The following is a 12,428-nucleotide window of genomic DNA, read 5'->3' as shown; positions in this document are numbered from 1 at the left end:
CTCATGCCCGTCGGAGCGGCTGCTTGGCCGTGGCGGCATGCTCCAGGGAGAACTTCGGTACCGACGACGATCCCTGAGAGCCAAGGCTTACGAGCCCGATGTCCGATCCAATCGGCAGCGCAAGCGCCTCGGGTCGCAGATAGACGGACCCATCCAGTTGTGAACCTAGCCGTTGCTCGGCTGCTGTCATCCTTGCCTCGTCCGCCGCGACAAACAGGACTTTGAACCCTCGCCTTGCAAACCACTCCATACGGCGAAGCTCGAGCTCCTGACCGCGCTCGAGCGGCACTCCTGCCGGTGTCCGTTCGATCATGCAGGCAGGCGGAAAGTTCGTCACTCCGGTCATCCTTGCATCTTCCAACAAATCACCGAGATCTTCCCAGCATGCAAACGGGTCGATCATGACGATCGCCGCATAGCAGGAAGGGGGCACTTTGGGCCTCGCTTGCAAGTCTCGCAGGAGACAGTCATTCCAGTCGATGACGGGAAGCGTGGCCATGACCAGCATGGCGTTCGGTGGAAGGGTCCGCAGTGACGGCGCATAGATCGTCATCTGATCACCGCGAGACGAGCAGAGGCTTGCGGCAAGGCGACCTAAGACATTGGCTCTCACGGTTTCTACCCAACCCTACCCAATTGATGCTTCCGCCGATCTTACACGCCGCTTCATCCAGGTCTAGACCACGACGTCGATCGTTATCGTAGCACCGTCATGCTTTCTTTGGCGCAGGAGCCAGGTTCGGCTAGGAAGGGATGGTCGTCGGCGCCGTTTCCTCCTGGCTGCTTAACTGGGCTCTCCGCGCTCGTCCTGAGTGCCGGATGCGATTTGCTGCAGGATACTGAGCGAGCTCCGCTCGCGATGAAGAGGGCCCGTGAAGCGTCTCGGGTATGAAAATTTCGGGGCGAGCTTTCTGCGCCCTACGGATCCGCTAGCAGACCGGCTCGTCTGCTTCCTCCCTGACTGGCGCCGCTGCTGGAAAACTCCGGCAGCGGCATCTTTTTGACTCTTAGCGCGCCTCGCCGGGCGGTCGGGAACTGGTGTCGCGGAATTGGACGGCTCGCGATCATGCGCGAGCCCAAATCCATCAAAGATCCGCCAGCTACGCTTGCCCCAGTCGGTTCAAACGGCGAGGCGGCTTCCAATCCACACGGTTGCACTCAATCACCTCGTTTCGGAACTGCTGTACCACATCGGGCGCCTTCATCGAAACACAGAGGGCCCCGTCAGGTCGCTCCATTGCGAGCGATCCTTTCGATGATGCGGCAGCACCCGGCACACTCTTGGCTGGCTAAGGACCTCGGACGCTAATATCCCCCAGTGAACCTACCATGTGTGTAAGTTCAATGGCGTTAGATGCAGGAGGAGCACCTCCGCCTTGACGTAGCCATTTAGCGGACCTTGGGCCGTTCCGTACCAGGAGATGCCCGCTCATGGGCTATCGCCGGCTCAGTTGGAAGAAGACCGCCGACAGCTCGCTGAAGACCTCGGGGACATTCGTGAATACCTCGCACTGGGCGACATATCCGCTGCTGAGGACCACATCCTCGAAGCGCTGGATGCGTTTCAGATTGAGCTAGACCGGCAGAGCACTGCGTACTCCAGAGCCGTCCGACTGCATTGGTAGTGCTTGCTGTTATCGCCGCGGCAAAGCTGGTCCGATTCCAGGGCGTCGATGCCCCACAGCCGAATCCGCTGGCCATGTATCTCGATCATGTCGCCGTCGATGACAGAGGCCTTGCCGACAATATCAGATGCAGAAGCCGGCATGATCGAGCAAGCCAGTATCGCCGACAGCAGGAGCGCTCGCATTGCCCCTGACAGACCTTCACAGATATTCGCCATTTGTTTGCGGGGGCGAGACGCCCGACTGCTCAGCCAGATCATGGCGCTTGCGACGGGTTATGCAAGGCCCGAGCTAGCGTCCTTTTCTACACAGAAACGTCAGATAAAACGTCCAACAAGCACTCGGACATTCTTTGATGGCAACGCGAAGTTTGACATTTAATAAATCAATGAAGTTGTGCAGAAAAATCGCTACTCTCTTTGACGTTGGAATACTAACCAGAGGCTCCTAGGGAGTGCCATTCAGCGAAAACGACGTTGATCTTTTGAGCAAAATCATCGTTTTTGTCCCACCGCTCAGTTCAGTGGGACACCGTTTGCTCCCCATGCGTCCTATTCAATAGTGCGCAGCAATTCGCGGCCTAGCGGTGTGATCCTCACAAACCGCCTCTCGTTGGCGTAATCACAAAGGCGAAGACGCTCGAGATTGGTGACGGAGACTGCCACCTGGTCGGCCCGCAACCCAACAGTTTGCGCAAGTTGATCGTAATCTCCCGTGTTCAGCGGCCCTTTGGCGGGAAAGCCCTTGAGGACGACAGCGTCTAACGGGTCCATCGCCTTCACGGCCTCGATAAACACGATGCGAAATGCTCGGTTGCGGCCGGGATCAGCAGCAGCAGCTAGCAGCGCCGCCCATAAATCTTGAAGCTCGTCTCGACTTTCGTCGCCCGCGGCTATCATGATTGGAATCGCCAATGATGGCGGTGCGTCGGCATTTTCGACGTTACGGTCGGCAAGCCGCTTTTTGGCTTTCTCAGTCATCTTAACGATGTTTTCCGCACGCCTGACTTTCAGATAATCGCCACCGAGCATGCCCACAATGTCTTGAGGCAACGTCCCAAATGTTGATTGGAGAAAGCCGCCAATCCCCTGCAACGTTTTTAGCGCTTCCCGAATTGCCTTGGCCTGCTCATCCGAGATCGGAACGAGATTCCCATCAGTCATTAACACTCCTCAATTTCTTCATCGCGGAATCTGCTGTTTTCCTTCTGCGCTCTGCCTTGGTGTAGCGCTCCACCTCTTCCCAACGTTTGATGGCCCGTGATCGCCGTGATTTCGTGCGGTGTTGCACCGGCCTCGGCGAGTGCCGTCGAGGTGGCTTGCCTCCCACCTACCGGTGAGGGCGTCGGGACCTACCGGGGAATCCACGCATACGCATGCATTCACCTCAAGGAGGCCGAAGCGCTTCGCTTTTCGACGGTCGCTCGGGTAGCGCGCGGTCGGACGATTCATTGATCGCTCTTCCCTCACAGAAGATCGGTTGAAAGCCAGATCTTAGGCCGCTTTGCGGTTCTGCAAACGCCAATGGGCTTCGAGTTTCTCGCATAATTGCTGCTGGCGGGCCTCAACGATGGTAGGCGTCCAATCGTTGTGTTCGAGAACCTGCGTCGTGAGCACGAATGGCGATACGCCATCTTTTGAGAAGTATGCTTTCTTCTTGCGGTCGAAATCCCAGTTGCTGGCGGAGGCATTTTTCTTTCTCGTCAGAAGCGCGAGGTTGCCGAGAGAGTGGACAACTTCGACGCGCTTTTGTGCATCGGGAAACCATTCAGCCCACTTGCTGTCCGCTTTGGGATTCTGTGGCAGCACGTGTTCAACCGTGATTGTGTCGTAGTCGTAGCTTGCTCCACCGCCAGAGATCAGCGCGTCCAGGCGAAGAATGACAGCCGTTCGGGCGCGAGCGGCCAGAGTGTCGTACAAAGGTCCACTCAACACCTTGTACGTTGCTGCCTGTTCAGCCTGCGAAAGCTGCAAGGCCGATTTTGCGCTGGTCAGATCATCGCCGCTTTCGATTTCCTTGGTAAGCCGCGAGAACTTGTCTATGCGGTCATTGATGCTGCTCTTGCGGATTAACATTGAATACGCGAGGCGCTCCAAATCCCGGAAGAACGTCTCCATCTTCTTAGGCTGACTGCGATGGCGGACTGCAAAAGCCATGGCGGGCGGAAGCCAGTCGTTGAATTCGAGGCGATTGAGCCATTTTAGGTGCTCATTGACGATTTCCGCTTTCTCCGAACTAACGTAAGCGGAGTCGGTTAATTCGGCGAATACCTCGCCGATGGGAACGATAACATCGTCGATGAGTTGCTGGGGCTTGTAAGCCTGAGCGACGTGCTCTTTGAATTCCTTGAGAACCGTGCCCTTTGGTTTGGCCTTGCGATAGATCATGCGGATGAGGCTCAGGAGCTCGCTGAACTGATCGCGTCCCAGAGACTCTTCCAAATCCTCCCATTTCTTGGTGTAGGCGTCGCGCTGGCTGTCCTCTATGGCGCCGACAATCTCGGCCTTTAATATGTCGCCGGGCGCAAGCGGCAAGCCTCTGCTATTGAGGATGGAGAAGATACGATAAGCCGAATCAAGATCAGGGGTCGAGACAACGACGAGAAAGCATCGTGTCACTATGAATTGCGCGAGGTTCACGCGCTCAGCGACGGTCATCTCGCTTAAGCGTTCGTTGAAATAGAAAGCATTTCTACGCAAATTCTGTCGGCTGTCTGAATTCTGCTCGCCTAATGCGACGAGCTTGGCAAAGCCGCCCTCACGCTGAACATAGGTCTGAAAAAAATCGAGGTCGCGCGATCGCAGGGCCAGTCGAAACCGATCCTGTGTGCCGAGGATTTGGCTGCCCTTCTCGTAGATGAGTTGCGTTATATCTCGGCCTTCGTCGGCGGACAGGTTCGCCCGGATAGCCGAAAGAAGGAGAGTAATCGTCGTTAGCCTCTGCTGGCCGTCTACGACCTGGCAGTCGGGGACATTTTCAGGCTTGATGAGGACGATACTTCCTAGGAAGTAGGGCGAATACTCTTCCCCAGGGTCTTTGGACTTGGCGGCATCCCAAAGGTCGTCCAAGAGGTCGCGTGCCTGCTCAACCGTCCATGCGTAGGGACGTTGAAAACCGGGAATTTCAAAAACATAATCGCCGCCAAATATTTTAGAGACCGGTTGTTCGTGTGCTGAAAGTGGTGAAGCCATTATTTCCTCTCCCCAAATCGAGAAAACATGACACCCAGACCCCGGGGTTGTCGAGACTCATTTCCACAATTTTTCAGGTTTGCGATCTATCATGCTTTGCCTCTGGTCATCTCCCTGAGAATCATCAGGCGCGAAGAAATCGACTAATTGGCAGCGTAATGCGACTGCCAGTCGGGCGAGATCGGCGGCCGCTATCCGGCTAAGGCCGTTTTCATATTTCTGAATTTGCTGAAACGTCACCGGGGCGACGTAGCGGTCAGTGAAACGCGGCATCGCATTCCGGCTCCGGGGTTCGGCGCGCGGTTTCCCCCGGGGAAACTTTTGCACCAAGGCTTGTTCGTTCCTGTTCTGTTTAAGACAAGCCTAGAGGCAGCGGCAATTAAAGGGACAGTTAGATCAATGGGCCACATGGATCGCCTTGGACAAGCCCAGACAGTCTCAGAATCTAAATTTTGGGGATTTCGAGTCCTCCGCGAAGCGGCTGGCCGCTTGGCGGCTACCCAACTTTACCCAGTCGCGCTCGTATCCGGGCTTATGAGCCATTTCACTCCGATCTAGACCTCCAAGTGTCCAGAAACGTCCAGGAGGAAGATCGTGTCTCACCATTGCGCGGACGACCAGAGGTCGGTCCGGGATGGTCACCCGTCCGATCTTGCCGGCAAGGTCGCGATCGTCGCAACCCTGGACACAAAGGGCCGCGAGACCGCTTATCTCGCACGAGTGATCGAACAGTGGGGCCGCAAGACTCTTACGATAGATGTAGGCACTTCAAACAGGAGGGGCAGAAGCGAGCCGGACGGCAGGGATGCACGGGTGGCTGCACCTGCCGAGCTCTTACGGGAAATAGCTGCAAGCGCGCGTGAAGAAGTCAAGGAGCTGCTGCGATCAGGTTCGATCGACGCCATCGTAGGAGTAGCGGGCGGCAAGGGCAGCGCAGTCTTCGGTGAAGTTGTTTCGGAGTTGCCGTATGGCTTTCCGAAGCTGCTGGTGAGCAGCGCGAGGCCAGCCCTTCTGGCCGAACTCGCCCTCCACAATGACATCATCCTCTATCCGACCCTGGTCGATCTTTTCGGGATCAACGCGTTCACCGAACGCGTTCTCGATAATGCCGGGCGGGCCATTGCGGCGATGCGCCATGTGCCTGCTCGTGAGCGGCGGAAGAGGAGGACAGTTTCGATAACGGCCTTTGGGGTCACGACGCCGGCGGCAAATCGCTGTGTCGCGCGGCTGGCAGAGGCAGGTATCGACGCGATTGTCTTTCCGGCCAATGGTGCCGGTGGACGCAAGATGGAGCAACTCGTGTCCGCCGGCGAGTTCGATGCGGTGCTCGATCTGACCACAACCGAACTCGCTGACGAGCTTGTCGGGGGCACCGCCAGTGCAGGTCCGGATCGGCTCAAGGCAGCTTCTCACCGCATGATTCCGCAGCTTATAGCCCCGGGGGCCGTCGATATGGTGAATTTTGGCCCTCCCGCGAGCGTGCCTGCCGAATTCAAGGGGCGCCAATTCTATTCGCATACTCCCTTCACGACGCTCATGCGCACGACCGTCTCGGAGAACGAGCGCATAGGCAGGCTCACAGCCGAGCGCCTTTCGCAAGCAAAGGCGCCCGCCCTTGTTTTGTGGCCGGCCAAGGGAGTGTCTGACTATGACCGGGACGGCGGCATCTTTCGAAATCCTGAAGCCGACAGGGCCTGGTTCGACGCGGTCAGGCGACACCTGCCGCGCTCGATCATCGCCCGCGAGTTGGACTGTCACATCAATGATCCGGAATTTGCGGAGGCGGCCGCATCGTGGATCGTCGAACAATTGACACCAGGAGGTTCATCCCGTGCGAATGTTTGATCGGGCCGAAATACTCGCAAAGATCTCAGCTCAAGTTGCTGCTGGAAGGGCGGTGCTTGCCGCGGCGAGCAGTTGCGGCCTCGTCGCAAAATGCGCAGCTCTCGGCGGCGCCGACATGCTTGTGGTCTACAGCACCGGACTATCGCGGTTGATGGGGCTGCCGACGAGCCGGATCGGCGATTCCAATGCGCGCACGCTCGAACTCGCGGCGGAGATCCGCAACGTCGTCTCCTCCGTTCCTGTTATAGGCGGTGTCGAGGCTTGGGATCCCGTCCGGCTCGACCTCGATGATCTCTTGGACAAGTTCTGGGCTGCCGGATTCTCCGGCGTGATCAATTACCCGACTATTTCAACGATGGGTGAGAAATGGCGCGATCGTCGAGGCCGCGTCGGGCTCGGGTTTGAGCGTGAGGTCGAGATGGTCGCGGCGGCCCGCAAGAAGAACATCTTCTCGCTCGCCTATGTCGCAAGCGCGCAGGATGCCAAAGCGATGGCAACCGCGGGAGCCGACTGCATTGTCCCACATGTCGGCGCAACGCGCGGCGGAATTGTTGGTCATGAGGAGGGACAGTCGATCGAAGAGGCCATCAGGCGCATCAACGAGATCAATGCTGCGGCTCAGGCCGTCCGCCCGGATGTGATCCCTCTCTGCCATGGCGGGGCAATCGCTGAGCCTCAGGATACCTCGGAAGTCTACCGATCGACCGGATGTGTCGGTTTCGTTGGCGCCTCCTCCATCGAACGGATCCCGATTGAGCGGGCGGTGAAGGCTGCAGCCGAAAAATTCAAAGCCGTTCCGCTCCCGCGAAAGCGTCAGCATTCACTGCAGACTCTGCGCCGAGGCACGAATGAATAGCCCAATCACCAAATTGAAACCCAATTCCGCTTCCTTCTCCAAAGCGAGCAAGCCAACGCACGATTGCGATACTGACGTGCTCGTGATCGGCAGCGGCGCGGCTGGACTGTCCGCAGCGCTCTATGCGGCAAAGGCCGGACTTCGCGTGACGGTGTGCGAGAAATCTGACCGGCTCGGTGGCACGACTGCCCTGTCGAACGGCATGATCTGGATTCCATGCTCAATGCAGGCCCGAGCGGCGAAAATCGATGATTCGATTGCGAATGCGAAGATCTATCTGCAACACGAACTTGGCAACTACTATCGCCCCGAGTTCGTGGACGCCTATCTTGAAGACGGCCCAACGGCGCTCGCCAGCTTGGAGAATGGGAGTGAAGTCAAGTTCACACTGGCCTCCGCTCCGGATTATCATTCCAGCCAAATCGGCGGGATCGACAAGGGCCGGGCGCTGAGCCCCGCACCTTACGACGGACGGCTTCTAGGCAAGGATTTCGACCTGATAGGTGATCCGATTCGCGTCGTGCTCGGCGGCATGATGATTTCGTCCGGCGAGGTAAGAAGCTTCCTCAATCCATTCCAGTCGCCTGCCTCGCTAAAGCATGTCCTGCGCCGGGTCAGCCGCTACGCACGCGACCGGCTGCGCTACAGGCGGGGCACTGAACTCAGTGGCGGCAATGCTCTGATCGCGCGGTTATTGGTAAGCCTTCGCAGATATGGCATTGAAATCTGGCCAAGCTGCCCAGCGGTTGATCTGACGAGGGAGCGCGGGAGAGTCACTGGCGCAATCGTCAAGCGTGATGGCGCCGATTCCCGCATCCGCGCCTCTCATGGGGTGATCCTGGCAACTGGTGGCTTTGCGCGGAACGCTCAATTGCGAGCCCAGCTCAGCCGAGCCCACCAGCACAATGATACGCTGGCCCACAGCGATGTCACTGGAGACGGCATTGCGCTCGCAAGTAAGCTCGGAGCTGCGATCGATAATGACGTTGCATCGAGTGGATTCTGGACGCCCGTGTCGATTCTCAGGAACGGCCGCGCCTCGCAAGTGGTCCCGTATGGCTGGCTCGATCGTGGCCGTCCAGGTGTCATCGCGGTGGGGCCAAATGCCAAGCGCTTCGTCAATGAATCCAATTCGTATCATGATATCTGCCTTGCCATGTTCAACAACGGTTATCCGGCGGACAAGCGGTTTTATTTCATCTGCGACAAGGAATTCGTCCGCCTCAGGGGGATGGGACACTTGCTCCCCTGGCCATGGACATTGAGTATCAAGAAGTATGCTCGGTTGGGCTACATCGAAATTGGCCGGACGATTGCGGAGCTTGCGGCGGAATTGGACCTCGACCCGCAAGAGCTCCAAAAGACCGTTGAAGAACATAACGCCCACGCAGCTGAAGGACGCGATCCGCTTTTCAAACGCGGTGAATCGGCTTTCAACCGAACCCTGGGAGATCCCGCGGTCGGAAAGAAAAACCCGAACCTTGGAGCTATCAAAAACGGGCCATTCATTGCGCTTCCGATTGTCCCGGCGACCCTTGGAACTGCGACTGGCCTGTCAACGGATCCTGGCGGTAGGGTCCTAAATGGAAATGGCGTGCCGATCGCAGGTCTTTATGCCTGCGGCAACGACATGACCTCACCGATGCGTGGGATCTACCCTGGGGCAGGCATTACGATCGGACCAGCCATCGTGTTCGCCTACCGCGCGGTGAACAGCATCGTACAATCCATCCATCAGGGTCAGACGGCGGCAGCATCCGGAGCTTATTTCGGGGGCTGATACTTTCAGGCTAAACTTCTGCCACGGGACCCATGACGACCATGCCCGTGTGCTCGCCTCGATCCGTGCGCTGGAGCTGGAATTCAATCCGCCGATCGGCGTGCTGCAGGATCTGCAAGGCCCGAAGATCCGCATCAGCCGGCTCGATGAAGCCAAGCTCGCGCTGGATGCCCGCGAGACGGTTCGCTTCGCGCTAAGCGAAAGGAAGGCGGGGAGCAGTCAATCCCGGCTGCCTCATCCCGAAATATTCGCAGCCGCTTATCCCGACGCGCCTTATACTCGCGAAGGAGCAGAAAGGTGCATTAAAGCCTACTGGGAAGTAGTTGCGAGCCGCTCGGGGGATGCTTCGCTGGTCGGTGAAGCAGTTGGCCGGGCGAAGCGGCTTATCATGCGCCGTCATCAGGTGACTGGAAGAGTATAATGACACGCCTCCCGCCTCCGACGAGTTGCTTCAAACCCTCCAGACGCGTTTGCCGGTGCGGAATTGAAATTTACATTTCCGCTCGTGGGCAAGCCAGGTGTTCGGCCCGAATGACTTCACCCTTTTTGGCGCTGAACTAACCGCCGGCGACCATCGTGAAGTGGTGCGTCCTCTCGTCTGGTGTCCTTCATGGTTCGGCATCTTTTGCCGCGGAACGCGATTGCGCCCGCCCGCGACGGGCAGCTTAGGGCTATGCGATAGCTCTCCTATCGTTTTTGGCTGGGTCGAAATTGGGCTGGGGAGAAGTTAGGCACCGGCCGGAGGGCTCTCTTTGACGCGGGCGCAATGTCGCTTGTCTGGCGAACATTACCCAAGATTACTCAGATCTCCTTGCGTTTCTGTAGGCAATCTCGCGCCGCATGTCGTGAATGAAGTGCCGAGAGGCGGGCCGCCCAAGAAGTCCACCATCGCCTGCAAATCCCATTGCCGGGATGACCTTCCAGGAGCGCTCTCGTGACAGCAGCCCTTCGCATTCCAACGAGTAGCTCACGCCGTCAAGCGATCGGCGTGAAGAGGATGTGCTCGCAATCCCAAGGAATGTGACACAGCGGCATGGATACGCAACTTATCGCCATGTTCGAAATCTTGAGCTTCGGCGCGATCGTTGTGCTGGTCGTGCTCGGCCTCGGGATCATTGCCAGCATGATGGGTATCTTCAACTTCGCCCAGGGCGAGTTCGTCCTGCTGGGCGCCTACGTCACTTATCTCGTGCACAGCGTCGGTTTGCCGGTCCCGCTCGGCATGCTTGCCGCGCCCATTGTGGTCGGAGCGCTTGGCTTCGTCCTGGAAAAACTCGTGGTGCGCCGATTCTATGCCGCTCCAATCGTCGCCATGCTTGGAACCTATGCGCTGGGACTGATCATTCGCGAAGTCGTGCGCGGCCTGACCGGGGGGCTGTATCTGTCGGTGCCGGAGCCAATCAGTGGCTCTATCACGATCGGAAGTTTGCATTTCGCCACCTGGCGCGGCGTCATCGTCATCATCACTTTGCTGGTCATGGCCGCGAGCCATGTACTGCTCGCCTACACCTCGTTCGGCCTGCGAGTCCGCGCCTCGCTGGAGAACCCACAGCTGGCGCGTGCCTCGGGCATCTCCACGGGCACGATCTACAGCGTCACCTTTGCATTTGGTGCGGCACTCGCAGGTCTCGCTGGCGCGCTGATCGTGCCGGTCTTTTCACTGTTCGCCGATCTCGGCATCCGCTTTCTTATCCAGGGTTTCGTTGCCGTGATGGTCGGTGGCGTCGGCTCCTTCGCCGGCCCAGTCGCTGGTGCCAGCGTCATCGGCACGCTCAGTGCCTGGCTGCCTTGGCTGATGTCACCGGTTATCGCCGACGTTCTGGTGTTCGTGCTTGCCATCATCTTCATCAAGTTCCGGCCGCAAGGCCTTGTTTCGGGAAGAGGGGTCAACCGATGATCAACGCCAGCCGTCAACTGAGCCGCCGCCGATTTCTCAGCAATTGCGCCTTCGCCTCCGCCGCCATCGCGGCGGGTCCGGGCAGCTGGGTAATTCGCCCGGACTGGGCAAATGCCGCGGAAGGCCCGATCAGGCTTGGCATTGCGACCGATCTTACCGGGTCACTTGGCTTTGCCGGCAACACCGACGCCAATGTCGCTCGCATGCTGGTCAAGGAGATCAACGACTCCGGCGGCCTGTTGGGACGCCCGATCGAACTCCTGATTGAGGATACTGCCTCCGACGAATCTGTCGCCGTGGGAAATGTGCGAAAGCTGATCCAGCGAGACAAGGTCGACTTGGTGATCGGCGGTATCTCGAGCTCGATGCGCAATGCGATCAAGGACGTTATTATCTCTCGCGGCAAGACGCTCTATATCTATCCGGAAGGTTACGAAGGTAAAGAGTGCACGCCCTATCTGTTTTGCACCGGGCCGGTACCGGCACAGAATTGTGACCAGTTCATTCCCTGGTTGATCAAAAATGGTGGCAAACGCTTCGCGCTGCCTGGCTCCAATTATGTTTGGCCGCAAACAATCAACGCCTATGCACGCAAGCTGATCGAGAGCAGCGGTGGCGAAGTCGTCTTCGAAGAATATTATCCGCTCGACCAGATCGACTTTTCATCGACGGTTAGCCGCATCATATCCAACAAAATCGACGTGGTGTTCAACGCCATTGTCCCGCCCGGCGTCAGCCCGTTCTTCAAACAGCTCTATCAAGCCGGCTTCTCCAAAAACGGCGGGCGTCTGGGATGCGTCTATTACGACGAAAATTTCCTTGAAATGAACCAGGCCCAAGAGATTGAAGGGCTCGCGAGCAGCCTCGACTACTACAAGGTGCTCGCGGCGGAGGATCCGGTGAGCGCTAGGATTCAGTCGGCTTACGACAAGCAATTCCCTGCCAAGTTCCGGTTCTCGGCAGGCAGCGCCGCGACGGGCACCTATCGAGGATTAAAGCTGTGGGAGGCTGCGGTGAAGGAGGCCGGTACGATTGACCGCGACGCGGTAGCCGCAGCCCTCGACCACGCGAAGATTGCGGAAGGGCCGGGCGGGCCTGCCGAAATGGCGCCCGGCAAGCGCCACTGCAGGATGAACATGTACATTGGAGTGGCGAAGGGCGGCCAGTACGAGATTGTCGCGCGTAGCGCCGGCCTGGTCGAGCCGAAGGAGTGCTGATGTCATCGACCGGCACC

The 12,428-nt window shown here is 58.2% G+C and carries 11 protein-coding genes; 6 read left to right on the top strand and 5 right to left on the bottom strand.

The features are described from left to right. Position 1 precedes the first annotated feature (1 nt). The 5 genes from N2603_RS39865 to N2603_RS39845 all read right to left on the bottom strand — a co-directional run bounded on the left by N2603_RS39865 (position 2) and on the right by N2603_RS39845 (position 5,089). Positions 2-553 (bottom strand): hypothetical protein, encoded by a 552-nt coding sequence (locus N2603_RS39865; RefSeq protein ID WP_260386485.1) that lies wholly within the window; start codon positions 551-553, stop codon positions 2-4. Positions 554-1,564: 1,011 nt separating this feature from the next. After that, the gene (locus N2603_RS39860; RefSeq protein WP_260386484.1) at positions 1,565-1,885 is read right to left on the bottom strand and encodes a thermonuclease family protein; all 321 of its coding nucleotides are present in this window, start codon (positions 1,883-1,885) and stop codon (positions 1,565-1,567) included. Between the two features lie 291 nt (positions 1,886-2,176). Further along, positions 2,177-2,788: an Abi-alpha family protein gene (locus tag N2603_RS39855; RefSeq protein WP_260386483.1), complete on the bottom strand. Its 612-nt coding sequence runs from the start codon at positions 2,786-2,788 to the stop codon at positions 2,177-2,179. A 330-nt stretch (positions 2,789-3,118) separates the two neighbouring features. Continuing rightward, positions 3,119-4,816 (bottom strand): DUF262 domain-containing protein, encoded by a 1,698-nt coding sequence (locus N2603_RS39850; RefSeq protein ID WP_260386482.1) that lies wholly within the window; start codon positions 4,814-4,816, stop codon positions 3,119-3,121. 57 nt (positions 4,817-4,873) lie between these two features. Beyond that, positions 4,874-5,089 (bottom strand): helix-turn-helix domain-containing protein, encoded by a 216-nt coding sequence (locus N2603_RS39845; protein WP_260386481.1) that lies wholly within the window; start codon positions 5,087-5,089, stop codon positions 4,874-4,876. Positions 5,090-5,410: 321 nt separating this feature from the next. Here N2603_RS39845 and N2603_RS39840 point away from each other — a divergent pair, with 321 nt between their 5' ends. From N2603_RS39840 to N2603_RS39815, 6 genes are all read left to right on the top strand, one after another. Next, a complete protein-coding gene (locus tag N2603_RS39840) occupies positions 5,411-6,661 on the top strand; it encodes a Tm-1-like ATP-binding domain-containing protein (RefSeq protein ID WP_260386480.1) in 1,251 nt (416 codons plus the stop codon). Positions 6,662-6,713: 52 nt separating this feature from the next. Further along, a complete protein-coding gene (locus tag N2603_RS39835; protein WP_260386479.1) occupies positions 6,714-7,517 on the top strand; it encodes a phosphoenolpyruvate hydrolase family protein in 804 nt (267 codons plus the stop codon). After that, entirely contained in the window at positions 7,510-9,297 is a 1,788-nt protein-coding gene (locus N2603_RS39830; protein WP_260386478.1) for an FAD-dependent oxidoreductase, read from the top strand. Before N2603_RS39835 ends, N2603_RS39830 begins: the two co-directional genes overlap by 8 nt. A gap of 49 nt (positions 9,298-9,346) precedes the next feature. Further along, a complete protein-coding gene (locus N2603_RS39825; RefSeq protein WP_260386477.1) occupies positions 9,347-9,718 on the top strand; it encodes a hypothetical protein in 372 nt (123 codons plus the stop codon). Between the two features lie 612 nt (positions 9,719-10,330). Next, positions 10,331-11,194, top strand: a complete 864-nt coding sequence (locus tag N2603_RS39820; RefSeq protein WP_260386476.1) for a branched-chain amino acid ABC transporter permease — start codon at positions 10,331-10,333, stop codon at positions 11,192-11,194. Beyond that, positions 11,191-12,411, top strand: a complete 1,221-nt coding sequence (locus N2603_RS39815; RefSeq protein WP_260386475.1) for a substrate-binding protein — start codon at positions 11,191-11,193, stop codon at positions 12,409-12,411. Before N2603_RS39820 ends, N2603_RS39815 begins: the two co-directional genes overlap by 4 nt. Positions 12,412-12,428: the final 17 nt, after the last annotated feature.

Origin of the sequence: Bradyrhizobium huanghuaihaiense (assembly GCF_025200885.1) — a bacterium.
Taxonomy (GTDB): Bacteria; Pseudomonadota; Alphaproteobacteria; order Rhizobiales; family Xanthobacteraceae; genus Bradyrhizobium; species Bradyrhizobium huanghuaihaiense.
Note: the sequence above shows the minus strand (reverse complement) of the source record. Positions and strands in the feature narration are given on the sequence as shown.